This window comes from Parvibaculum sp. (assembly GCF_046297875.1).
In the GTDB taxonomy this organism is placed as follows: Bacteria; Pseudomonadota; Alphaproteobacteria; order Parvibaculales; family Parvibaculaceae; genus Parvibaculum.
In genome coordinates this window covers 2,547,394-2,570,532 of sequence record NZ_JBKBHD010000001.1, presented here as the reverse complement: position 1 = coordinate 2,570,532, position 23,139 = coordinate 2,547,394, and the positions used below count along the sequence as shown (strand labels likewise).

Genomic DNA, 23,139 nt, shown 5'->3' with positions numbered 1-23,139 from the left:
TATAGGTTTGTGATGCCGGGCTTCCAGACCGGAACCGAATGAAAAACCCCCACACAACCGCCGATAATATATATTATGGAAATATATTAGATGGGTTTTCAGGCGTTCCTGTGGCCAGACGCTTGTGGCCATCCAGGAAGATATATGCAGTCTCCCTCATTCCTGTCACATATTGGGTAATTCGATGGCGGTCCGAAACGATTTTTGATACCGGCCGTTCTACAGACATCAAGGGCGCTTGGGGGCGCACATTGTCTCTGGAGGAAAGATCCGATGACCAACTTCAAGAAGCTTCTTCTCGCCGGCACCGCCAGCCTCGCACTCATCGCCGGCCCGGCGCTGGCCGCCGACATGTATGGAATCGAACCCGCCGAAGTGCCGGTCGAAGGTGCCGTCGATCTGACGCCGGCTGCCGACCCGGAGGTCACGCTTCAGGCGCTCGGCTATAGCGACATCGAGCCCATCGAGGCTGAAGGCGACGCTGCGGCGGAAGGTACGCTCTTCTTCAACGCCACGAATATCGAGGGCGAGCGCGTAACTGTCGAATTCGATGCACATTCGGCGATGGTGATTGGCGAACAGCCAGCTTACTGACCCCGATTTCGGGACCATGCGGCGCGGAGGCAAGGCTTCCGCGCCGCTCCCATACGGACTCAATGATTCAGCGTAACAATTTGTTTTAATTAGTAAAATGCGCCAGAGTTAAATCTCGAAATCAATCGTCATGCCATCAAAGGCGGGTTCCACGCCTTCCGGAAGCTCGCTCTTGAGGCGGCCATAATCGAGATCGACATGCATATTGGTGAGGATGCCATGCTTCACCCTCGCCCGTTTCAGCCACTCGAGCGCCATGTCAACATGGGCATGCGTCGGGTGCGGCGCATAGCGAAGTGCGTCGACGATCCAGCAATCTATTCCGTCAAGTAGATCGAAGCTATCGTCCGGGATGCCAACTGCATCGGCCGAATAGGCAAAGGGCCCAAAGCGGAAGCCGAGCGAACGGATGTTGCCGTGGTCCTGGTCGAATGGCAGCGCCGTGATGGTGCCACCTGGCCCGTCGATGCGGATCGGCTTGCCGGGGCTTTCGATCATGTGATCGTTCAGGATCGCCGGATAGCCCGATCCGGGCATCTCCCGGAAACAGTAGCCGAAGCGCGTCAGCAGCGTGTCGGCGGTCGGCGCATCCATCCAGCAATCGACCCGGCGGCGCTTGTTGATCGCGAGCATCCGCAGATCGTCGATCCCATGGCACTGGTCGGCATGGTCATGAGTAAAGAGCACGGCGTCGACCCAGCCGGTCTTCGCATCGATCAGCTGGTCGCGCATGTCGGGCGACGTGTCGACAAGAACGGCCGTCTTCTCGTTCGGGTCCTTGTCCCACTGCTCGACAAGCAGCGAGCAACGCCGCCGCCGGTTCTTCGGCTCCGCCGGGTCGCAGGCACCCCAGAATGGCCCGCCAATGCCCAGTCGCGGGACGCCGCCCGAGGAACCGCAGCCAAGGATGGTCGCGCGCATTTTCATGCCCGGCGCACAGCCTCCTCGGGCACGCGGCTGAAAAGCCTCAGGAAATTGGCGGTGGTTGCCTCGGCAAGTTCCGCGGCGCTGACACCTTTCACCTCGGCAAGCTTTTCGGCTGTATGGACGACGAAGCTCGGTTCGTTCCGCTTGCCGCGCTTCGGCACAGGAGCGAGATAAGGTGCGTCGGTTTCGACGAGCAGCCGATCCAGCGGCACCTTTCCCGCCGTCTCGCGCAGCTCCACGGCGTTCTTGAAGGTGAGAATGCCGGAAAGCGAGATATAGAGACCTATTTCCAGAGCCTTTTCAGCGAGTTGCGGGCCTGAGCTGAAGCAATGCAGAAGCCCCGGAAATGCACCCTTCCCCATCTCTTCGGCCAAAATCGCGCCTGTGTCTTCATCCGCATCGCGCGTATGCACGACGAGCGGCAGGCCCGTTTCGCGCGCGGCGGCGATATGGGCGCGGAAGTTCCGCTGCTGCGCCTCGCGCGGGGAATGCTCGTAGAAATAGTCGAGCCCCGTCTCGCCGATACCGACGACCTTGGGGTGCTTCGCCATTTCAACCAGTGTCGCCATGTCGGTTTCGGGCTCGCTTGCCGCTTCATGCGGGTGGATGCCCACTGTGCAATAGACATGGGGAAACCGCTCCGCCACCGCCCTCACCCGGTCGAACTCGCTGACCTTGGTAGAGATCGTGAGCATGAGCCCGACGCCTGCCCCATGCGCCCGCGCGACGACCTCCTCCACCTCCGGACCGAAATCAGGGAAGTCGAGATGGCAATGGCTGTCGATGAGGACGGGTAGCGTCATCAGGAAGCGGCCTCCGGCTCCACATAACGCGGAAACACGCCCTGCGGCGCCGGCAGCGGCGTGCCAGGCTTCAACGCGCCTTGCGGGCCCAATGCGGCAAAGCTCCGCTCGCCGGGCCCAAGCGCCAGCTGGTCCAGCATCTTCCCCGCCGAGTCCGGCACCACCGGCTGCACGAGAATGGCGATATGGCGGATTGTCTCGGCAAGCACGTAGAGCACTGTCGCCATTCGCTCAGGATCGGTCTTCTTGAGCGCCCACGGTGCCTGCTCGTCGATATAGCGGTTGGCATCGCCGCAGAGCGACCAGATCGCCTCGAGACCTTTGTGGAAAAGCTGCGCATCGAACTCGGCCCGCACCCGCTCCAGTAGCGCGTGCGCCTTGCCGAGCAATGCATTGTCGGCCTCGCTGAAGGCGCCCGGCTGCGGCACAGCGGCGCCGCAATTCTTCGCGATCATCGAGAGCGAGCGCTGCGCGAGATTGCCGAGATCGTTTGCAAGGTCGCCATTCGTCCGGTGCACGATCGACTTGTGCGAGAAATCGCCGTCGCTGCCGAACGGCACTTCGCGGAGCAGGAAATAGCGCGAGGCATCGAGCCCATAGGTCGAAACCAGATGGTCCGGCGCGATCACATTACCCAGCGATTTCGACATTTTCTGGCCTTCGACCGTCCACCAGCCATGCGCGAAAACGCGCTTCGGCGTTTCGAGGCCCGCGGCCAGAAGGAAGGCCGGCCAGTAGACGGCATGGAAGCGCAGGATGTCCTTGCCGATCATGTGCAGATCGGCTGGCCAGTAGCGCTTATAGGCCTCGTTGCTGGTATCGGGATAGCCGACAGCCGTCATGTAATTGGTCAGCGCGTCGAGCCAGACATACATGACGTGCTTCTCGTCGCCCGGCACCTGCACACCCCAGTCGAAGGTCGTGCGGCTTATCGACAAATCGTGCAGACCACCCTTCACGAAACTCACGACTTCGTTGCGGCGTGCCGTGGGCGCGATGAAATCGGGATTGGCCTCATAGAATTTCAGGAGCGGCTCGGCCCAGGCCGACAGTTTGAAGAAATAGGACGGCTCTTCCACCCATTCGACCTCGGCACCTGTCGGCGCGATCTTCTTGCCGTTCGGCCCTGAGGTCAGTTCATCCTCGCCGTAGAAGGCTTCGTCGCGCACGGCATACCAGCCTGAATAGGAGCCGAGATAGATGTTGCCGCTCGCCTCGAGTTTCTTCCAGAGATCCTGGCAGGCTGCCGCATGGCGCGGCTCGGTCGTGCGGATGAACTGGTCGTTCGTATAGTTCATGGTCTGGCAGAGATCGCGGAAATTCTGCGACACGCGGTCGGTGAAAGCCTGCGGCGTGACGCCGGCAATCGCCGCCGCCTTTTCGACTTTCTGCCCATGCTCGTCGGTGCCCGTCAGGAACATCACGTCATAGCCTTCGAGCCGCTTGAAGCGTGCCAGGACATCGCAGGCAAGCGTCGTATAGGCGTGGCCGATATGCGGCACGTCGTTCACGTAGTAGATCGGTGTCGTGACGTAAAAGGCTTTGAGGGCCGTCATTTACTCATCCGCTCAGAAATAAAGAGCGCCGGGCTTACGCTCCGGCGCGTTCGCTCGCGGCCGCTTCGAGCATCGAAAAAGCGTTCAGGATCACGAGCTTGCGATCCGTGTTCAAGGCTTCGCCGTGGGCCGTGGATTGGACGATCTTTTCCCATACCTCGACCCAGCGATCAAGGCTCGCCCCGGCAGCGAGGCGGGCCATCGCGGCGCCCTCGCCCGGCACAATGTCCCGCCCGGCATCCAGCCCGGCGCCCGCGCGGATCAGCCGCTGCAGCCAGAGCGTGATGAGTTCCATCATGGCTTCATAGTCGCCATCTGAGCCTTTGCGGCCGGCCTTGTCAGCCAATGCATGGACCCCCGCCACGTCAACGCGTGGCAATGTGGTGAGAAGCGCCGCGACGTCCTTGTATAGGTCCAGCCCGCCACCTTCGGCCAGCGATAGCGCCCTGCCCGCGCTACCTTCTGCGAGCTGCGCGATCTGCCGCCGTTCATTTTCGGTCGGTCCTGCGCTTTTACGCTTCTTGCCAGCATCCGGGAGTTCCGTTTGTGCCATCAGGCTTTCGATCTCGGCTTCGTCGAGCGGCGTCATGCGCAACATGCGGCAACGCGAGCGGATCGTCGGCAGCAGCCGTCCCGGCTGATGCGAAAGCACCAGAAACAGGCCGTTAGCGGGCGGTTCTTCAAGTGCCTTCAGAAGCGCATTGGCAGCATTCACGTTCATTTCGTCGGCACTGTCGATGATGACGACGCGCCATGCGCCGCGCTCGGTCGCGGTCAGCCCAAAGAAATGCCCGATGCGCCGGACCTCATCCACCGTGATGACGGTTTTGAGCTTTTTGGCCTTGTCGTCCCACGGACGCCGGACTGTCAAAAGGTTCGGATGACTTCCCGCTGCGACTTGATGGAAAACCGGAGAACTTTCGGGCACAGAAAGGTCGCGGGCTCCGGCGGCCAGCGCCGCATTGGGGGTTCCGTAGTGGAGCGCGAACCGCGCCATGCGATAGGCGAGCGTTGCCTTGCCAATGCCTTTGGGGCCAGTCAGCAACCAGGCATGTTGCATCCTGCCGCTCATGAAGGCATCGAACAGCGCCCTTTCGGCCTCCTTCTGTCCGGCAAGGCGCGAAACCTCGCGTGGATGCGGAAATTGGCCGAGCCGGTCGCTTTCGGGAATCTCTGTGTCGCTCATGCCCCTTTGGTAGCACGGGGCCGCCGCCGGCGGCGAGGTTCTTAGCGTGCTTCGGAGCCGCTCCGGCTCTCGGCGATGCGGCCTTTCGGACGCTCGATCGAGGCGCTGAGCACGTTCACCTGTTCGTTGAGGTCGGAAGCGAGCGGGTCGATATGCTCGTTGTTGACGACAACTTCGTAATAGAGGTGATTGCCGGTCGCGAGGCCGGTCATGCCGACATAACCGATCACATCGCCCTTCTTCACGCTGGCACCTGGCCGGATGCCCGGCGCGAAGGCCGAGAGATGCGCATAGAATGTTTCGACATGGTCGGAATGTTTGATGGTGACGAGCTTGCCGTAATTGCCGCGCCAGCCTGCCCTGCCGACGATGCCGTCTTCGGTTGCATAAACCGGCGTGCCTTTGGGGGCTGCGTAGTCGACGCCTTTGTGAAAACGCTTGTCCTTCAGCACCGGATGGGTGCGCCAGCCGAAGCCGGATGTCATGCGCGCTTTCGAGACATCGATAGGGTCGCCGAAATGAAGCCCGCGCTCAGGGTAGGCGGCAATGGCGGGTTCGGGCTTGGTAAGCGGGAGGATGTAGCTGACCGCTGCAAGGTCGTGTGAAGCGTCGCTCGCATTGGCGGAAACAGCAGGAAGAAGGAACAAGGCGGCCAGAAGGATGGCGGCCACCGGAATTTGAGCGAGGCCAAAAGCGTTCCGGTGTCGTCGTTTCATCGGCGATCCATTATCTTCGTGCCCGGCTTCGGTGCAGGGCTGTGTTCAAGGGAGCAAAAAAGACCCGTGTTCTATAGTCGACGGATAGCCATAGGGCAAATGCGATTAACCGTAATTCCCGGTCAAAAACCGTGAAACTTCCATGACATCAGGCAAGGAGCCGTGCCTGTACAATTGCCCAGATGGCGGCGGCAACGGTGTCCTCGTCCTGTGAGGCGTCGATGACGGAACATCGTTTGGGGTCTTTTTTGGCAATGTTCAGAAAGGCTTGGCGAAGGGTCTGGTGAAATTCCAGGTTCATTCGCTCATAGCGGTCTTCGCCCGGCGTTGCTCGGCCGGAGGCGCGCGCAAGGCCGGCTTCGGGTGCGATATCCAGCACAAGGGTAAGGACTGGCATGTCCTTGCCCACGACAAGCGCTTGAAGTTTACCGATAAACTCCGCGCCAAGGCCCTGCGCCACGCCTTGATAGGCCATGGTCGAATCGACGAAACGGTCTGAAATCACCCAATCGCCGCGTCCAAGCACGGGCCGGATCGTGCGGGCGAGATGCTCTTCCCTTGCTGCGAAATGCAGAAGCGCTTCGGTGCGCGGTGTCCAGCGGCCCGGTTCGCCCTGCACGAGCAACTCGCGGATCGCCTCGGCGCCCGGCGCACCGCCCGGCTCTCTTGTCACGACAACGGCAATGCCCTGCGCTTCGAGCTTCGCCGCGAGCCGCTTGATCTGTGTGGACTTGCCCGCCCCTTCGCCGCCCTCAAGCGTGATGAACCTGCCGCGCGCCACGCGTCAGCTGCCGAGGATCATATGCTTCAGCGCATTCATCGCGCGGCCGAAGATGCCCTGCCGCTCGACGGCGCCGCCAGCAACAAGGGGATGTTCCTGAACCGGGATTCCCGGCACTTCGATCCTCAAGGCACCGATTTCCTGACCAACCGCGATCGGCGCGGCAATCGGCGTCTGATAGACGACCGTGACCTTCATGTCCCTGCGCTGCTGGGGCGAAATGATGACGTTGATATCCTTCTTGCTGACGAGCGGCACCTCGCCATAGGTACCTTGCCAGACAGGCGCATTCTCGACCACTGCGCCAGCGGCGAACAGGTCATATCGCTTGAACGATCGGAAACCCCAATCCATCAGTTTCACGGTCTCGTCGGCGCGCGCCTTCTCGCTTTGCAGCCCGTTCACGACAAGGATGAGGCGTTGGTCGCCACGTTTCGCGGAGGCGACGAGACCATAACCCGCAGCTTGGGTGTGCCCCGTTTTCAGTCCATCGATCGTCGGATCGAGATAGAGCCCCGGATTGCGGTTGCCCTGACGGATACCATTCCAGGTGAACTCCGTCTCGCGGAAGATCGGGTAATACTCCGGGAAGTCCATGATGAGATGGCGCGACAGCAGGCCAAGATCGTAGGCCGTCATGATGTGTTCGGGATGCGGCCAGCCCGTCGAGTTCACGAAGTGAGAGTTTTTCATGCCGAGTTCCTTGGCACGTTCGTTCATCGCTTCAGCGAAGGCGCTTTCGGACCCGGAAAGGGCTTCGGCGGTGGCAATGCAGGCATCGTTGCCCGACTGGATAATGATGCTGCGCAGGATCGCGTCGACCGGCACATTTGAATTCAGTTCTGCGAACATGGTTGACGACCCTGATGCCGCACCACCGACACGCCATGCGTATTCACTGATCCGGAACTCATCTTCCAGCGAGACGGTTCCATCTCGGATAGCGTTGAACAGCATCTCCAGCGTCATGAGCTTGCTCATGCTCGACGGATACATCGGCTCGTCGACATTCTTGCCCCAAAGGACCGCGCCTGTCTCATAGTCCATCAGCATCGCAAATTCGGCCGTCGTCTCCAGCGCCGCCGCTGGCCTCGGCAAGGCAATAATGCCCGCCAGCAGGAAAAACAGAATAGCGGCTGCGATCTTTGCGCGGATCATCATGATCTCTGGCATTTCCTTTTATTCAGGTTTTGTGGGCCGTCAGTCGACAACAATGCGGGCGCTGCGATGGCCCTGCGCAATGACGGTCTGCAGCGAATTGTCCGCAGCGGGAACGTCGTTCAGCGGCCCGACGCGAACGCGATAAAAGGGCGTACCGTCCACCATCGTCGTCTGGATTTCGACGCGCCCGACGCCGCTCAGCTGCTGGCGTACAGATTCCGCGTTCTGCAAACTCTGAAAAGATCCGGCCTGAACATAGATGTTGCCGGGACCGCCAACGCCAACTTGCTCCACTTGAGGCGATGCGGGCGGCGCGTCGGAAACCGGCGACATGGTGGCGGCGGGCACCGATGCGGGTGCCTGGGGTGCTGCGAGTTCCGCCGTCGCTACGGTCGATACGCTGGCGATAGGTGCTGTGCCTGCAACGCGGCGCTCTTCTGCTGGCGTTTCAACGGGCGGCGCCACGAAAGTCTCGGCAACTCCGATTCCGTCGCCGATGCCGCCTTCGAGTGGCGCGCGGCCGATATACTGAACGCGAACCTTGGCTGTGCCCTTCTGCTTGAAGCCGAGCACTTCGGCAGCCTTTTTCGAAAGGTCGATCTCTCGACCGGCAGCGAAGGGACCACGGTCATTGATCCGCAGCACAATGGACTTGCCGTTTTCAAGATTGGTGACGCGTGCGATCACGGGCATCGGCAGCGTCGGATGGGCGGCGCTGATCTGGTTCTCGTCGAAAGTTTCGCCATTGGCGGTCTTCTTGCCGTGGAAGCCCGGACCGTACCAGGAGGCGATACCGACGGAGTCGTATTTTTCGTTCTCAGCCGGATAATACCAGATGCCATTGATCTGATAGGGATTGCCGACCTTGTAGTAGCCGCCGCCCTGCTTCGCCGGGCCAGCCGGCGTTGTGGTCTTGGTCGGCGTTGTGCTGCAGGCTGCAAGCGCCATCATCAACGGCGCCATCAGCGCAAGGGCCAGCCCCCGCGGCAGGCCACGGCGGCGAACTGATGGTCTGTTTCTAGTATGCATCGGAAAACCCCGGTCCGTGGACACGCCGCGCATATCCGCGCGAATCACCCTGCGAACACTACTAAATCCTTATAATCAGCGGCGCTTTTCCGGGCAAGGCATCGCAGCGAACGATATAGTCTGCACCGCGGGGCGCCTGGAACGGGCCTCGCCGCTCTGGCGACTTCAGCATGAAGCCGTGAAGATTCCCTGTCCATCGAAGGCAAAGCGCAGTGAACGATATGTCCTCCCCCCGCCCCGCCGGCCCCTCGCTAACGCAGCAATTGGTGCGCCTTGTCCGTGAAAAACCCGTGACTTCCGCCGATCTTGACGCCGCGGCGCTGTTTACATTGGACGCATTGGCAAACAGCGTCGCGGGCCGCAATTCTGCGCCGGGGCGCATTTTGTCGCAGTGGTTCGGCGCCAATGCGGCGTCAAATGCGGTGCCCGATGCGGGCCGCGTCGCTTTTTTGCTCGGCGGGCTTTGCCACATTCTGGAAACTGACGATCTGCACCGGGAGTCGGTAGTGCATCCGGGGTGTGTCGTGGTGCCGGCGGCATTCGCACTGGCCGAGAAGCATGGGCTTGGCGGACGCGACCTGCTGATTGCCGTGCTGCACGGCTTTGAGGCGGCGGCCCGTGTCGGCATGGCGGTCGGACCCGCGCATTACCGCATCTGGCACAATACGGCGACCTGCGGCCCCTTCGGCGCGGCGCTTGCCGCCGCCTCGCTTCTCAAGCTTGATGACGACGCGGCCATGCACGCGCTCGGCAATGCCGGGAGCCAGTCCTCCGGTCTCTGGCAGTTTCTTGAAACCGGCGCAATGACGAAGCACCTTCATGCGGGTCACGCAGCCGAGGCCGGTGTGCGCGCGGCCGAACTGGCGTCGCTTGGTTTCACAGGCCCTGCACGTATCCTCGAAGGCGAGAAAGGGTTCTTTCGCGCGACCTGCCCTGACGCCGACCCTGACGCTGTGATGCGCGCACCGGAAGCGCCGTGGCAACTCGTCCGCACTTCGATCAAGCCTTGGCCATCTTGCCGCCATACCCATCCGACAATCGATGCCGGCGAAGAATTGCGCGCCCGCATGATCGCCGATGGCGTTGCGTTCGACGCAATCTCGGAAATCGAGATCGGCACCTATCAGGCTGCGCTCGACGTTTGCGACCGTCCCGTCGCCACGAGCGACTACGAAGCGAAGTTCTCGCTGCAGCATTCGATTGCCGCCGCCCTCACCTGCCCGCTTGTCGATTTCGAGGCGTTTGGCGACGCAGCCCGCACTGCCTGCGGCCCTCTTGCTGCGCGCGTGAAGGTCAAGCGCGCCGAGCCCTGGGCAGCCGCCTATCCTGCATCATGGGGAGGCCGCGTGGTCGTACGGCTTGCCTCGGGGGCGGAATATGCCGCCGAGCGAATGCATGCGAAAGGCGACCCTGAAGCGCCCCTCAGCCGCGACGAAATGATTGCCAAGGCGCGGATGCTCCTTGCGCATGGCGATGCGCAATGCTCTGACCGCCTTGTCGACGCGATCCTGGGCATGGCGTCAGGAGGCGTTCTCCCGCACCTCAATCTCTATTGAGCAAATGCGGGTTATTGCCCGCCCGCCTCGATCATCGGCTTGATGAAACTGAGATAGGCCTGACCGAAAAATCCAATCAGAAACGGCAGCCAGATCCAGGCCGTGCGCCAGCGAAGCTTTGCCTTCTTCTTTGCCTCGGGTGCGGCAGGCGCCGATGTTACAGCAGCCGCCGGGACCGGCTTTTCGGCAGGAGGCGGCGCAGCAGCTTCAGCTGCAGCCGCCGCAGCTTCGGCGGCAATCAATTCGCGCGACTCTCGCCGCTCCTGAATGAATTGCGCGACCATGTACAGGCCCAGCAATCCGATGATGCCCACCGGAATCCAGATCGACGTCAAATCGAATGGCACAACAGCACTCCCCCCAAACAAAACCCCGCGGCCTTTTTGCCGTCGTTTGTCCCATTTTGGCAAGCCCTGACCCCGCTTGCAAAAGGGTTTTCGCGTTAACCATAAACATCGGGCGAAGTGCCTGCCCTCATGTCATCTTTGTGGCACACGGGCATCACATGGAAGCCAATCCTGTGTCAGCCGCCCTCTCGCGGCCTGACGGAGAGCCAGAAAAACAGGGCGATCAAAGGCAGGGCCACAACGCTTGCATAGTGTTCCGGCGGGTGATGCCCGGAGACGGCTCCCTTGATGAACCAGCCATCCAGGGCAATTAGCGCGCGCTCGACAAACAGCAGCAGCAGAAACAGCGGCACGAGCGGCCTGTACCGAAGCCCTACCAGAACCATGGCGGTGCCGTGAACGATCTGCATGGCGCCCATCCAGGCAAAGACAGCAACTATCGTGTCGCCTCGCTGCGAGAGGTCAATGCCCGCGATCACGCCGGCACCGCCATCCGGCAGGAAATAATGGATCGCGCCCGGGATGACGGACAGGGCACCGGCAAACACGAGAAACCATGCCGAAACGGCGGCGCCTCCATATTCATCGTTCGTGCTGGCGGGAATGACCATTCTGCGTGGTTTCCTTTCTGTTGGCATCGTCAGCGGTTCTTTGTCAGGAAAGCTGCAATCGCCGCGACGAGTTCTTCCGGTGCGTCTTCCTGAATGAAGTGATTTGCGTGATCGATGATGGCGTGGTCCTGCCCCTTTGCACCGGGAATTTCGGCTTGCGCCCGCTTCTCCCAGCCTTTCGAGACAGGATCGAGCGCGCCAAAAACAGTGAGGAATGGCTTGTCGAACATCTTGAGTTTCTCCCATGCCGCGCGATTGAGCGGCGCGCCGGGATTGTCAGGCTGGACCGCAATCAGCACAGGAAACTTGACGATCCCGGCTTCATATTCCGGCGACGGGAAAGGTGCGCGATAGGCCGCCACCTCCGCTTCGGAGAGACGCGCGCTCATGCCCTGCTCGAACATCTCCCAGGGAAAGCGCTCCGCCGCCTTCATCATCCCGACCCACATCTTCATGAACTCGCTTTCGCCTTCGCCAAGCGGCAGCCCGGTGTTGGAAGCGATCACGCCTGAGAAACGCTCTGGAAAGGCAGACACGAGATAGAGCCCTATCGTGCCGCCCCAGTCCTGACAGAACAGCGTGATGTTCTTGAGGTCGAGCGCGATGAGCCATTTCGACATCCAGCCATAGTGCCGCGCCAGCGTGTAGTCGTCGCGCGAGGCAGGCTTGTCGCTGCGCCCGCAGCCCACGAGGTCGACGGCAATCACGCGCCGCCCCGTCGCCACAAGGCCAGGGATCATCTTGCGGTAGAGATAGGCCCAGGTAGGGTTGCCATGCATCAGCAGGATCGGCGGTGCCTCGCGCGGACCTTCATCGACATGATGAATACGGATCGGTGTGCCGTCCTCGTCGCAGATTTCCGTGTAACTCGGCGCGAATGCAAAGCCGGGCAGATCTCGAAAGCGATCATCAGGTGTGCGAAGAATTTTCATGGGTGTGTCCCGGTGGAATTGCGTCTAGCTGGCGGAAAGCAGAATGGCGAGATGCGCGAGCGCAGCGATCAGCGCGAGCAGCAATGGCGCCCAGAGGACCGGCGACGGATAGAGCCGGAGCACGGGCTGCGTGGGGAATGAAAAGGTTTCCGCGGTCGCGGCAAACTTGAAGGCATGCGACGACGAGAAACGCGGGTCGACCACGAGTTCGATCATGTCGCGGCGGCTGCGGTAGCGCATGAAACCGACAATGGTCCAACCCGGATCGGGCGGTACGCGCCAGGCGTCCACATATCCGCCGACCTTCCGCGCAACCATGGCAGGGTGCCCTCCCCGCCGGATCAATGCCTGCATGAAGGGCCGTGAATAACGCTGCATCAGTTTTCCCGAGCGCGTGGGCGCGCCGGTTTCAGGGTCAGCCACCTCGCCCGGTGCCAGACGCACCAGATTGAGCATCACGAATTCGCGCCCGTCATCGGCTTCGAGGAAACGCCGCACAATGTCGAAATCGTTGAACTCATTGGCACCATGCATCTCGATTGCCGTCGCCATATAGCGCTCGATCTCATCCTTCGAGAGCGGTCCGCGCCAATTGCGATACCAGCCGAGGAACGCAATCGCCGCCAGCGCGGCAATGCCCCAGATCCAGATACCTGCGGTCAAAATTCCCTCCCCGCCGTTCAAGCAGCCTGCTGGTGAATATAATGACACTATGAATGTCATTATATCAAGGGCAGCGAAATTTGCAGGAAGATGGTCGTCGGGAAACGTCAGGTTGCGGGATGGGAAAGCTTGCTGACCCGGCCGGCGTGGCGGCCACCGCCAAAATCGGTGGCAAGGAAAGCGTCAATGCAAGCCTTGGCCATGTCGCCGTCGGTCAGCCTCGCGCCAAGCGCGATCACATTCGCATCGTTATGTTCGCGCGCAAGGGGGGGCGGAAAGCGGTTCCGAGACCAGCGCACAACGGCAGGCGGGGTTGCGGTTGACCGCAATCGAAATGCCGATGCCCGATCCGCAGAGCGCAACGCCACGATCGGCAATGCCTTCCGCGATGACGGATGCGAGTTTGTAGCCATAGTCGGGATAATCGACCCTGTCTGCAGTCTCCGGCCCGAGATCGGCGACCTCGTGACCGAGCCCGATCAGATACTCGCGCAGCTCCGCCTTGAGGTCGAAAGCGGCATGGTCGGATGTAATGGCTATGCGCACCGGCGATGCTTCCTGAGGCAGCGAGCGAAACGGGATGGCGGAAGGGGTGGGATTCGAACCCACGGTGGGCGTGAACCCACGCCGGTTTTCAAGACCGGTGCCTTAAACCACTCGGCCACCCTTCCCTACGCACTGACTATCGGCTGGCGCGTGCTTTCTCAACAGGAAAACGGCATAGCGTTCAGGTGCCGATCTTGAAGGTGGCGCTGCCTTTGGCTACGAGGTCGCCGGCTTCGTTGCGGAGTTCCGCTTCGGCAAAGGCGATGGACCTGCCGCGATGGCGCACCCAGCCCTCGCCCACCAGCTTTCCCTGATCGGCCCTGCCGACAAAGCTTGTCTTCAGTTCCAGGGTGACCTGCGGCGTACCGGGCTTTTCATGGGTAAGCCGAACCGCATGGCCGCAAAGCCCGTCCAGCATGGCTGAGAGAAAGCCGCCAAAGATGCGCCCGCCGCGATTGACGAAATTGTCGCCGGCAATGAAGGAGGCCTTGATATAGCCTCGTTCCGAATCCTTCTCGAGCACCTGCTTGCCGAGTGTCATCGCCGCAGGCGACTCCCAGTCAGGGTCCAGAGCCGGGTTGTCGCCGCCAGCAGTACTCATCGTCGCCTTCCCTTTTGCGGACGGTCGTCACCCGCCCACCGGCTCAGCTTGTCGGGCCGGGAAAGGGCGGAACGAACGTCTTCTTGTATCGTTCCTTGCAGGCCACATGCTCTTCGCTCAGCAACGCATAGCCCTGCTCTTCACAGAACTTGTTGGCCCTGTATTCCGCAACGCCCTTGTTGGTGCAGCCGCGCAGATCGGGCTCCCAGAGGAAGATGCAGACCATCGGAATATACCGCTCCTGACAAGGCAGTTCGCGAATATATTTCTTCTGCTCCTCCGTGCGCCGGTTCCACCATGCGATTCCGTCGGCGGGCCTCGTGCCGTTGGTATCGCTATTGATGCAATCGGGAATGATGTCGGACCCGACCTGCGCCGAGGAAGGCTGGGCCAATGCCGTCATCACGAGCGTGCCAAGCCCAAGCAGCAGGCAAGCCTGAACAAGTAGCTTCATGTTTTGCGCTCCTGCCGGTCAGCCTGGGAAGGGAGGCGTGAAGGTCTTCTTGAAGCGTTCCTTGCAGGACGAGTGAGCTTCTGACAGCAGCGCATGGCCTTCCGCGGTGCATGCCTTGTCGGCCTTGTACTCGGCGACACCCTTGTTCGTGCAGCCACGCAGATCCGGATCCCAGAGAAATATGCAGACCATCGGAATGAAGCGCTGCTCGCAAGGCAGTTCGCTGATGTATTTCTTCTGCTCGGGGCTGCGCCGGTTCCACCAGGCGGCTGTTGCCTGCGGATTGCCCGCCTTGTCGCTGTCGATGCACTCAGGCACGGCCTGCGCATGCGCCGGTTCCGTCGCAAGGCCCATCCCCAAGAACCCGAGGCCGATCAGCAGACACAGTTGGACGACATACTTCATGATAACTCCTCCCACGATATCCCCCGATAATAGTAATATACTTTTACTATTCTGGCAGAATTGTGGCGGTTCGCAAGAGGACAAAAATAAACCGGGCGGCCGCGGCGGCGCAGCCGCCACGCCCGCCCGAGATATAGGCGTCAGGCCGATGCGGCAGCCGAAGGACGCGCCTTCATGCGCTCGAACCAGGCAGCGACATCCTTGAGATCCTGATTGATCGGCTGTCCGACGGCTGCGCCGAAATCAAGGAAACCAAACAGTAGGATATCGGCGAGCGTCATGCGCTTGCCTGCAAGGAACTCCTTGCCCTCAAGCAGCTTGTCGATCCAGGCAAGCTTGTCCTGCGCAATCGCCTTGAGGCCAGCGGCTGCTTCCGGCAGGCAACGCATGCGGTTCTGGAAGAGCGGCAGGCCTTCGGAGAAACGAAACCCATTTGCCATCGGCTCGCAGACATTGAGATCGACGCGGCGCGTCCACATGCGCGTCTCGGCCCGTTCTTCCGGCGTCATGCCGATCAGCGAACCGCCGGGAAACTTCTCATCGAGATATTCGCAGATTGCGGTGATCTCGGCGAGGACGCTGCCATTGTCGAGTTCGAGAGCGGGAAGCTGGCCCGCCGGATTCTTCGCCAGGAACGGTTCCTTGCGGTTTTCGCCCTTCATGAGATCGACTTCCACGAACGGAATCTCGATGCCCTTTTCATGCATGAACATTTTGACGACGCGGGGGTTCGGCCCGATCGAATTGTAGAATTTCATGGATTGTCTCCCTGTAGCCCGGTCTGTTTTCAAATGCCGGAATGGCACCATGATTAGCCGAATGAGGCACTCCGCGCCACCGCCCGACCTTTTCCTTGTTGGCGCGCCGGCTATTCGTGATTATCTACGCCAAATCCGGCGCAGACCGGGGCAAGGGAGACGGCAATGAGCGCAGAGCGCGCCACGGAGAAGGTCGGCCCGGACAATCCGGGTCAGGGCGTGTTCTACGGCTGGTATGTCGTGGCGGCGGTGCTCGCCATCATGACGGTGACGGCCGGCCTCGGCTTCTACAATCTCTCGGTCTATCTCAAGGCTTTCGTTGAGGAAGGCGGTTTCTCGGTTGCGGCCACGTCAGGCGCCACCGCCTGTTTCTTCATTTCCTCCGGCATCGCGGGCCTCGGCGTCGCCGCACTTATCGAGCGATACGATCCGCGCTGGGTCATCACAGGCGGTGCGATCGTCAGTGCCATCGCCACGCTTGGCGCGGGCCATGTCTCCGAACTCTGGCAGCTCTATCTCTTCCACATTCTCTTCGGTGCCGGTTATGCGGGTGCCGCCCTGATTCCCGGCACTACGCTCGTCGCGCGCTGGTTCGCCCGCCGCCGCTCCGTCGCGCTGTCCATCGCCTCGACCGGTCTTTCGCTTGGCGGCATTCTGATTACGCCGGTCGCGGCAAGCCTGATCGACCGCTGGGGACTGCAGGCAACGACACCATGGCTCGCGCTGGGCTTTGTCATCGGCATCATTCCCATCGCATGGCTCCTGATACGGCCCTCGCCCCAGTCGCTCGGCCTTGGGCCCGACGGCGACCCGATAAGGCGCGACGAAAGCGGCGCAGTGCTTCCCGCGGATGGCATCGGCTATCACGAGGCGATCCGCAGCCGCTTCTTCATCCTTTCAACATCCGCTTTCATTTTTGCGATGATGGCTCAGGTCGGCGTGATCGCGCATCAGTTCCGTCTCGTCGCCTTGCGCAGCGGCAGCGATGAAACGGCGGCAATGGCGGTTGCCACCATGGCCTTCGCGAGCATCGTCGGCCGCCTCGCTGGCGGCTGGGCCCTGAGCTTCATCCCCTCTCGCCGCTTTGTCTTCGCGCTTGTCGTCGGACAGGGACTTGCCCTCGCCTTTTACTCGATCGCCGAAACTCCGTTTGAGCTGTTCTGCGCGACCATTCTTTTCGGCGTCACCGTCGGCAATCTTCTGATGATGCAGCCGCTGATGCTTGCAGAAGCCTTCGGCCTCAAGGCCTATGGCCGCATTTATTCGTTGAGCCAGCTCTTCATGACAGCGGGCGTCGCCACCGGTCCTGCCGCCGTTGGCTTCCTTTATGAATGGCTCGACGGTTATGGCGTCGCCTTCCTCGTCATGGCGGCGGCCTCGCTTCTCGCCTTCATCTTCATACTTGCGGGCGGCCCCGTCCGTGCCCTGATTGAAAGCAAGACACATGCGTAATTTCGGTCCCGACGTCACGCTCGACAAACCCGCCTTTATCCATGAGACGGCACTCGTTTATGGCAAGGTCTTCATCGGCGAGGGTGCGTCCCTCTGGCCCTATGTGGTGATCCGGAGCGAGATGCATGAGGTCAGGATCGGCAATCGGACGAATATCCAGGATTTTGTGATGATCCATGTCGGTGGCGAGACGCCGACCGTCATCGGCGAGAACTGCTCGATCACGCATCATTGCACGATCCACGGTGCTGAAATCGGCGACAACTGTCTCATAGGAATCAACTCGACCCTGATGGACGGATCGAGGATCGGGCGGAATTCCATTGTCGCCGGTCATTCAATTGTCACCGAAGGCACGGTGATCCCCGAAAACTCCATCGTTGCCGGCGCCCCGGCCCGCGTCATCAAGACCCGCGACAACGGCATCGCTAATACGATGAATGCCCGCTTCTACTATGAAAATGCACTCGCCTACGCGAATGGCGATCACCGCGTAACGGAGCGGGAGGCATTCAAAAAGGCGATGGCGGAGGAAATGAAGGCGCTGACGGCGGCAGACTGACACGCCCCCAAGATTCCGCTTGGGCGTGCTGACCGGAACGGCTATTTAGGTCAGAACTCGCTATTCACCCTTCCGTCTATCGGAGCCCTGAAATGGATGCTGGCACGGCGCCAGAAACGCCGCCCGCTTCGCCGCGCGGGCGGTTCTTCTACGGCTGGTACGTCGTTGCCGCCGTCTTTGTCATCCATACGGTCTCCTGCGGCCTGATTTTCTACAACCTGTCGATCTTCCTGAAAGCATTCGTGGCCGAAGGCGGATTCACGGTCTCGGCCGCATCGAATGCAACCGCGCTGTTCTTTGTCTCGTCCGGTATTGCGGGGCTCGCAGTCGGCTGGCTTCTCGATCGCTACGATCCGCGCTGGGTCGTCACGTTCGGCGCGCTTCTGTCAGGCGCCGTCCTCGCCAGCGCAGGTCACGTCACGGCGATGTGGCAGCTCTATGCCTTCTACATACTGTTCGGCATCGGCAACGCGGCAGTCGCCGTTATCCCCGGCATGACGATTGTTGCCCGCTGGTTCACGCGCCAGCGCTCCAAGGCAATTGCCTATGCGTCTACTGGCCTGTCACTCGGCGGCATCGTTTTCACGCCGCTATCGGCGGGGCTGATCGAACGCTATGGATTGATGGATGCGGCCTACTGGCTGGGGCTCGTGCTCGTCATCGGCGTCATTCCGGTCGCCCTGATCGTTCTCCGTGCAAGCCCGGAGGCCATAGGCCTGTCGCCGGACGGCGATCCCCCGCGCCGAAGCGCCGACGGGAGCCTTCTGCCTCCGGATGGTGTCACATTCGAGGAAGCAGTGCGCAGCCGCTTCTTCATCCTTTGCACCGCGGCCTTCGTCTTTTCGATGATGGCGCAGGTGGGCTCGCTGGCGCACCAGTTCCGCCTTGTGTCGACCCGAACGGGCGACGATCAGATGGCGGCGCTCGCCGTTGCCATCATGGCGGCAGCAAGTATTGCCGGGAGGCTCGTCGGCGGCGTGGTGCTCTCCCATGTCGCCTCCAAGACCTATCTCTATGCGATATATATGCTGCAGGCGCTGTCCTTCGTGCTCTTCGCCTTCGTGCAGGGCCCGATCGCGCTTTTCGTCGCCTCGGCGGTCTTTGGCTCGACGGTCGGCAACATGCAGATGATGCAGCCGCTGATTGTTGCCGAAGCCTTCGGTCTCAAGGCTTATGCCCGCATCCTCTCCGTCTCGCAGATGATCACGACATGCGCCAATGCCGCCGGCCCCGCTTTGCTCGGGTTCCTCTATGTCACGGCGGGGGGGTATGAAATCGCCTTCCTTGCACTCACCATCTCTTCGGCACTCGGCTTCGCAAGCCTTTATGCGGCAGGTCCCGTCCGGGCCTTGATCGATGCAAAGGAACGGCCGGGAAAGGACTGAAATCGCTCATGGATTTGGTTGTGTCGCGCCGCTAGACTGCGCCCGTTCCACCCCTGCCCGATTGGATTGCCATGAAACTGCCGACGAATTTCTACAAGCCGCTCGCAATCGGTGCGCCCGCGCCCTACCGGGAACTGCCCGTGGCGCTGGAGCGCATGATCCATTTCTTTCCGGGTCACAACGAAAAAGTCCGCGCCAAGATCGGCGACGTCATCCCGCAGGTCGATGTGCTGCTCGGCAATCTCGAAGACGCAATTCCCGCCGATGCGAAAGACGCCGCACGGCGCGGCGTGATCAAAGTCGGCGAGAGCCACAATTTCGGTTCCACCGGTTTCTGGGTGCGTATCAATCCGCTCAACAGCCCCTGGATGCTCGACGACGTGATGGAGCTCGTGGCCGAGATCGGCGACAAGCTCGACGTCATCATGCTGCCAAAGGTCGAAGGCGCCTGGGACATTCATTATCTCGATCAGCTTCTCGCCCAGCTCGAGGCGAAACACGGGCTGAAAAAACCGCTCCTCATCCATGCCATTCTGGAAACGGCGCAAGGCGTGAAGAATGTCGAGGAAATCGCCAGCGCCTCACCGCGCATGCATGGCATGAGCCTTGGGCCCGCCGACCTTGCGGCATCGCGCAAGATGAAGACGACGCGCGTCGGCGGCGGCCATCCGTTCTATCGTGTGCTGGAAGATCCGAAGGAAGATGGCAGCCCGCGTATCGCCGCGCAGCAGGACCTCTGGCACTACACTTTCGCCAAGATGGTGGATGCCTGCGTCGCAAACGACATCCGCCCCTTCTATGGCCCCTTCGGCGATATTCAGGATCTCGATGCCTGCGAGCAGCAGTTCCGCAATGCATTTCTGATGGGCTGCGTCGGCGCATGGTCGCTGCATCCGAACCAGATCGCGATTGCAAAGCGCGTCTTCAGCCCCGCGCCCGACGAAGTGATCTTCGCGAAGAAGATTCTCGATGCCATGCCGGACGGCACCGGCGTCGCCATGATCGACGGCAAGATGCAGGACGACGCCACCTGGAAACAGGCAAAGGTGATTGTGGATCTGGCGAGGAAGGTTGCCGAGAAGGATCCCGACCTCGCCAGAGCCTACGGTTTCTGACTTTGTTCAGGAGAGCGAGGCAAGCGCCTCTGCACGGAACGGCATGAGCTGATCGAAAGCGCCGGTATGGACTTTGCGGGCCCAGGCCGGATCGACCAGCAGCGCGCGGCCGACGCCGACGAGATCGAACTCGCCCTTCTCAAGCCGCTCCAGAAGCTCGTCGATGCCCGTCGCCTCGGAGCTTTCGCCCGCGAATGAGGCGATGAATTCGCCCGAAAGGCTGACGCTGCCGACTGTGATGCTCGGCTTGCCGGTGAGCTTTTTCGTCCAGCCCGCAAGATTGAGGTCGGAGCCTTCGAACTCCGGCTCCCAGAAGCGGCGCTGCGAGCAATGGAACACATCGACGCCCGCATCCGACAGTGGTTTGAGAAACGCGCCAAGCTCTTCCGGCGTCTGCGCGAGTTTCACCGTGTAGTCCTGCTGCTTCCACTGCGAGAAACGCAGGATGAGCGGATAGTCCTTGCCGGCATGACGCCGGATCGACTCAATGATTTCGACGGCAAAACGCGTGCGGCCGACGAGATCGCCGCCATATTCGTCGTCACGTTCATTGGTGCCGGCCCAGAAGAACTGGTCAATGAGGTAGCCATGCGCACCATGGACCTCAACGCCGTCGAAACCGATTTCGCGCGCATCGGCGGCCGCCTGCCCGAAGGCTTCGATCGTGTCCTTGATCTCCTGGCGCGTCATAGGCTCGGCGCGCTTCTTGCCGGGCACAGCGAGACCCGATGGCCCGTGGCTCGGCAGATGCGAATTGGTTGATTTCTCGGGATTGCGCACCATGCCGACATGCCAGATCTGAGGCATGATCTTGCCGCCCGCGCCATGAACCTCCTCGACAACGCGCTTCCAGCCCTTGAGCGCATCCTCGCCCCAGAACTGCGGATAGTTCGGATCGGCCGTGGCAACCGGCGTATTGACCGTCGTGCCTTCAGTGATGATGAGGCCGCACTCGGCCTCGGCCCGGCGCCGGTAATAGGCGGCCACGTCGGCGCCCGGCACACCGCCCGGTGACTTCGAGCGGGTCATGGGCGCCATCACGATGCGATTTGGAAGGGTCAGGCCGTTGAAAGTAAATGGCTCGAACAAGGGCGCTACCGGCCTGCTCATCATGTCTCTCCTGTCGGTTGAAAAATTTCGATGGCCGCCATATTGGATGTCCGGGCGCGAATGGCAATCCCGAAACGAAGCCCCTTCGCACGGAATGGATTTCAGTAGCTGTTTCAGCCTGTTAGAGTGAGTTTCGCGGAGAAAGGCGGAAAGGCGATATGGAAGTCAACAGGGCAGCGAAATTCAGGATCGGGCAGGTTGTCCGCCACCGGTTCTTCCCCTTCCGGGGCGTAATCTTCGATGTCGACCCCACCTTCAACAATACAGAGGAATGGTGGCTGTCGATCCCGGAGGAAGTCCGCCCGCGCAAGGACCAGCCCTACTACCATCTGCTGGCCGAAAACGCCGAAACGGAATATGTCGCCTATGTCTCGGAGCAGAATCTGCTGCCGGACGAATCCGGAGAGCCGGTCCGCCATCCACAGGTGGCCGAGCTTTTCGGCCCGCTGAAAAACGGCTTCTATGCCCTGCGGACCGGATCCGCCCACTGAGACCGTGCGCCGGATTTGCGCAATGACGAGAGGCCAGGCGCCATGCGGCGGGACAAGCGACCCTATTTCATCCGCCGGATGCAGGACGGCTGGAACCGCTTTTATGTGAGACGGTTCGTGGCGCCTGCTTTCGATGCGCTCGGCGCACATCCCGATATCACCAGTCCGCGGAATGTCGAGATATGGGGTGGCGGCATTTCCGCCGGCGCGAACCTGCATCTCCATGCTTCGAAGGGGAACATGGTACGCCTCGCGACCTGGCGTAGCGGCGAACGCGAGGGGCGTATCGAGATCGGCGATCACGTGCTCATAAGTCCGGGTACACACATCGTTGCATCGGAGCGCATTGTCATTGGCAGCAACACGATGATCGCGAGCGGTTGCTACATCTCGGATTCCGACTGGCACGACACCTATGACAGGACGGCCGAGCTTGAAAAGCACCGTCCGATTCAGATCGGGGAAAATGTCTGGCTGGGGGTGCGCGTGATCGTCGGCAAGGGCGTGACAATCGGTGAGAACAGCATCGTCGGCGCGGGCTCGGTTGTCGTCTCGGACATTCCGCCGAACTGCATCGCCGCCGGTAATCCGGCACGCGTGGTCCGGCAGCTCGATACGACACGTGACTTCAGGAAGCGCGAGACCCTTTTTGCCGATCCGGAAAGGCTCGAACGCGACATGGACAATCTGATGCGCTACATCCTGCGGGAGAACACCTTTCTGAGCTGGCTCAGAAGCGTGTTCTCACCGACGAGAATGGATTGAATGGCCTCAGGACTTCGGCTTCGGCAAGGAGTCGATTGCCTTGCTCACGCCATCAAGCTTCACCGGCACTTTCAATTCGCCGCGCGTAACGAGCCTGAAGGCGACTTCCATCTGCGACCCGGCCTTGATCGCCTTGACGCGATCTTCCGTGAGGAGAATTTCCGTCTGGCAACCGCCCGGTAAGCAATAGAGGAACTGCTGGTTGAAACCGTTCTTCCCGTCGATTTCCCATGCGATGCCGGCAGGAAGAAGTGTCCCGAGCGGTGTGATCGCGAACATGAAGAGGTCGTTCTTCCCGTCATTGTCGGCATCGCGTTTGCCGTAACCGATACCGATATAGAGAACGCGCTGCTGCTGGCCGCTCTCATCGTTGACGCCGACGGCCACAAAGGCATGGCACTGTTCGCTGCCCGCTTCGTTCGATTCGCAGCGTGAACTCCAGGTGCCGAAATTCTGAACTTTTGCTCCGTCGCTGGCAGCGCCTTGTGCCTGGGCAGGCGCATAGGCGGTGATTGCAATGGCGGCGGCAAGCGAAACGCCGGAAAGCGCTCGGCGAAGTGACATGATCGAGATCCTCTCGAATTCGGCGGCAAACGGGATTCTGCCCATTCTACAGCAACTCAGCCCCGCGGC

The 23,139-nt window shown here is 61.1% G+C and carries 28 protein-coding genes and 1 tRNA gene; 8 read left to right on the top strand and 21 right to left on the bottom strand.

Going from position 1 to position 23,139, the window contains the following annotated elements; genetic code table 11:
• The first annotated feature begins 273 nt into the window (after nt 1-273).
• Nucleotides 274-594 carry a hypothetical protein gene (locus tag ACK4FH_RS12775; protein WP_409814289.1) on the top strand — a complete coding sequence of 107 codons (321 nt, stop codon included), beginning with the start codon at nt 274-276 and terminating at the stop codon, nt 592-594.
• 108 nt (nt 595-702) lie between these two features.
• On the opposite strand, the gene ACK4FH_RS12770 is transcribed toward ACK4FH_RS12775, so the two are convergent.
• From ACK4FH_RS12770 to ACK4FH_RS12735, 8 genes are all read right to left on the bottom strand, one after another.
• Entirely contained in the window at nt 703-1,521 is an 819-nt protein-coding gene (locus ACK4FH_RS12770) for an MBL fold metallo-hydrolase (protein ID WP_409814287.1), read from the bottom strand.
• A complete protein-coding gene (locus tag ACK4FH_RS12765; protein ID WP_409814285.1) occupies nt 1,518-2,324 on the bottom strand; it encodes a TatD family hydrolase in 807 nt (268 codons plus the stop codon). The genes ACK4FH_RS12770 and ACK4FH_RS12765 overlap by 4 nt, the downstream gene beginning before the upstream one ends.
• Nucleotides 2,324-3,880, bottom strand: a complete 1,557-nt coding sequence (gene metG / locus ACK4FH_RS12760) for a methionine--tRNA ligase (protein WP_409814282.1) — start codon at nt 3,878-3,880, stop codon at nt 2,324-2,326. The genes ACK4FH_RS12765 and metG overlap by 1 nt, the downstream gene beginning before the upstream one ends.
• 34 nt (nt 3,881-3,914) lie before the next feature.
• Nucleotides 3,915-5,066: a DNA polymerase III subunit delta' gene (locus ACK4FH_RS12755; protein ID WP_409814280.1), complete on the bottom strand. Its 1,152-nt coding sequence runs from the start codon at nt 5,064-5,066 to the stop codon at nt 3,915-3,917.
• 41 nt (nt 5,067-5,107) lie between these two features.
• The gene (locus tag ACK4FH_RS12750; protein ID WP_409814277.1) at nt 5,108-5,782 is read right to left on the bottom strand and encodes a M23 family metallopeptidase; all 675 of its coding nucleotides are present in this window, start codon (nt 5,780-5,782) and stop codon (nt 5,108-5,110) included.
• 148 nt (nt 5,783-5,930) lie between these two features.
• Nucleotides 5,931-6,563, bottom strand: a complete 633-nt coding sequence (gene tmk / locus ACK4FH_RS12745) for a dTMP kinase (RefSeq protein WP_409814275.1) — start codon at nt 6,561-6,563, stop codon at nt 5,931-5,933.
• Between the two features lie 3 nt (nt 6,564-6,566).
• Nucleotides 6,567-7,724, bottom strand: coding sequence for a D-alanyl-D-alanine carboxypeptidase family protein (locus ACK4FH_RS12740; RefSeq protein WP_409814273.1), 1,158 nt, complete (start codon nt 7,722-7,724; stop codon nt 6,567-6,569).
• Between the two features lie 39 nt (nt 7,725-7,763).
• The gene (locus ACK4FH_RS12735; RefSeq protein WP_409814270.1) at nt 7,764-8,687 is read right to left on the bottom strand and encodes a septal ring lytic transglycosylase RlpA family protein; all 924 of its coding nucleotides are present in this window, start codon (nt 8,685-8,687) and stop codon (nt 7,764-7,766) included.
• A gap of 356 nt (nt 8,688-9,043) precedes the next feature.
• On the opposite strand from ACK4FH_RS12735, the gene ACK4FH_RS12730 reads away from it, so the two are divergent.
• The gene (locus ACK4FH_RS12730; RefSeq protein WP_409814267.1) at nt 9,044-10,309 is read left to right on the top strand and encodes an MmgE/PrpD family protein; all 1,266 of its coding nucleotides are present in this window, start codon (nt 9,044-9,046) and stop codon (nt 10,307-10,309) included.
• Nucleotides 10,310-10,320: 11 nt separating this feature from the next.
• Here ACK4FH_RS12730 and ACK4FH_RS12725 read toward each other — a convergent pair whose 3' ends face one another.
• The 11 genes from ACK4FH_RS12725 to ACK4FH_RS12675 form a co-directional block, all read right to left on the bottom strand.
• Nucleotides 10,321-10,719 carry a hypothetical protein gene (locus ACK4FH_RS12725; protein ID WP_409814264.1) on the bottom strand — a complete coding sequence of 133 codons (399 nt, stop codon included), beginning with the start codon at nt 10,717-10,719 and terminating at the stop codon, nt 10,321-10,323.
• Between the two features lie 113 nt (nt 10,720-10,832).
• Complete coding sequence (locus tag ACK4FH_RS12720) at nt 10,833-11,267, bottom strand: hypothetical protein (protein ID WP_409814262.1); 435 nt, start codon at nt 11,265-11,267, stop codon at nt 10,833-10,835.
• 29 nt (nt 11,268-11,296) lie between these two features.
• On the bottom strand, nt 11,297-12,199 hold the full coding sequence (locus ACK4FH_RS12715; protein WP_409814259.1) for a haloalkane dehalogenase: 903 nt from the start codon (nt 12,197-12,199) through the stop codon (nt 11,297-11,299).
• A gap of 24 nt (nt 12,200-12,223) precedes the next feature.
• Nucleotides 12,224-12,862, bottom strand: coding sequence for a hypothetical protein (locus ACK4FH_RS12710; RefSeq protein ID WP_409814256.1), 639 nt, complete (start codon nt 12,860-12,862; stop codon nt 12,224-12,226).
• A 107-nt stretch (nt 12,863-12,969) separates the two neighbouring features.
• A complete protein-coding gene (locus ACK4FH_RS12705) occupies nt 12,970-13,101 on the bottom strand; it encodes an RpiB/LacA/LacB family sugar-phosphate isomerase (protein WP_409814253.1) in 132 nt (43 codons plus the stop codon).
• Between the two features lie 10 nt (nt 13,102-13,111).
• Nucleotides 13,112-13,408 (bottom strand): RpiB/LacA/LacB family sugar-phosphate isomerase, encoded by a 297-nt coding sequence (locus ACK4FH_RS12700; protein WP_409814251.1) that lies wholly within the window; start codon nt 13,406-13,408, stop codon nt 13,112-13,114.
• 35 nt (nt 13,409-13,443) lie between these two features.
• Nucleotides 13,444-13,533 (bottom strand) — tRNA-Ser (locus tag ACK4FH_RS12695).
• 56 nt (nt 13,534-13,589) lie between these two features.
• Nucleotides 13,590-14,009, bottom strand: a complete 420-nt coding sequence (locus ACK4FH_RS12690) for a PaaI family thioesterase (RefSeq protein ID WP_409814248.1) — start codon at nt 14,007-14,009, stop codon at nt 13,590-13,592.
• Nucleotides 14,010-14,052: 43 nt separating this feature from the next.
• The gene (locus ACK4FH_RS12685; RefSeq protein ID WP_409814246.1) at nt 14,053-14,463 is read right to left on the bottom strand and encodes a hypothetical protein; all 411 of its coding nucleotides are present in this window, start codon (nt 14,461-14,463) and stop codon (nt 14,053-14,055) included.
• An 18-nt stretch (nt 14,464-14,481) separates the two neighbouring features.
• On the bottom strand, nt 14,482-14,868 hold the full coding sequence (locus ACK4FH_RS12680) for a hypothetical protein (RefSeq protein ID WP_409814244.1): 387 nt from the start codon (nt 14,866-14,868) through the stop codon (nt 14,482-14,484).
• 140 nt (nt 14,869-15,008) lie between these two features.
• Nucleotides 15,009-15,626 (bottom strand): glutathione S-transferase family protein, encoded by a 618-nt coding sequence (locus tag ACK4FH_RS12675; protein ID WP_409814241.1) that lies wholly within the window; start codon nt 15,624-15,626, stop codon nt 15,009-15,011.
• Between the two features lie 165 nt (nt 15,627-15,791).
• Between ACK4FH_RS12675 and ACK4FH_RS12670 the strand changes: the two genes are divergently transcribed.
• The 4 genes from ACK4FH_RS12670 (at nt 15,792) to ACK4FH_RS12655 (ending at nt 20,140) form a co-directional block, all read left to right on the top strand.
• Entirely contained in the window at nt 15,792-17,078 is a 1,287-nt protein-coding gene (locus ACK4FH_RS12670) for an MFS transporter (protein ID WP_409814239.1), read from the top strand.
• Complete coding sequence (locus ACK4FH_RS12665; RefSeq protein WP_409814237.1) at nt 17,071-17,640, top strand: gamma carbonic anhydrase family protein; 570 nt, start codon at nt 17,071-17,073, stop codon at nt 17,638-17,640. The genes ACK4FH_RS12670 and ACK4FH_RS12665 overlap by 8 nt, the downstream gene beginning before the upstream one ends.
• 92 nt (nt 17,641-17,732) lie before the next feature.
• Nucleotides 17,733-19,025 (top strand): MFS transporter, encoded by a 1,293-nt coding sequence (locus tag ACK4FH_RS12660; protein ID WP_409814235.1) that lies wholly within the window; start codon nt 17,733-17,735, stop codon nt 19,023-19,025.
• A gap of 71 nt (nt 19,026-19,096) precedes the next feature.
• The gene (locus ACK4FH_RS12655) at nt 19,097-20,140 is read left to right on the top strand and encodes an HpcH/HpaI aldolase/citrate lyase family protein (RefSeq protein WP_409814232.1); all 1,044 of its coding nucleotides are present in this window, start codon (nt 19,097-19,099) and stop codon (nt 20,138-20,140) included.
• A 6-nt stretch (nt 20,141-20,146) separates the two neighbouring features.
• On the opposite strand, the gene ACK4FH_RS12650 is transcribed toward ACK4FH_RS12655, so the two are convergent.
• Nucleotides 20,147-21,253 carry an NADH:flavin oxidoreductase gene (locus ACK4FH_RS12650; protein ID WP_409814229.1) on the bottom strand — a complete coding sequence of 369 codons (1,107 nt, stop codon included), beginning with the start codon at nt 21,251-21,253 and terminating at the stop codon, nt 20,147-20,149.
• Nucleotides 21,254-21,408: 155 nt separating this feature from the next.
• Here ACK4FH_RS12650 and hspQ point away from each other — a divergent pair, with 155 nt between their 5' ends.
• A complete protein-coding gene (gene hspQ / locus ACK4FH_RS12645; protein WP_409814228.1) occupies nt 21,409-21,741 on the top strand; it encodes a heat shock protein HspQ in 333 nt (110 codons plus the stop codon).
• Nucleotides 21,742-21,783: 42 nt separating this feature from the next.
• The gene (locus ACK4FH_RS12640) at nt 21,784-22,506 is read left to right on the top strand and encodes an acyltransferase (protein ID WP_409814225.1); all 723 of its coding nucleotides are present in this window, start codon (nt 21,784-21,786) and stop codon (nt 22,504-22,506) included.
• A 6-nt stretch (nt 22,507-22,512) separates the two neighbouring features.
• Here the strand turns inward: ACK4FH_RS12640 and ACK4FH_RS12635 are convergent, their stop codons facing one another.
• On the bottom strand, nt 22,513-23,070 hold the full coding sequence (locus ACK4FH_RS12635; protein WP_409814224.1) for an invasion associated locus B family protein: 558 nt from the start codon (nt 23,068-23,070) through the stop codon (nt 22,513-22,515).
• Nucleotides 23,071-23,139 lie beyond the last annotated feature (69 nt).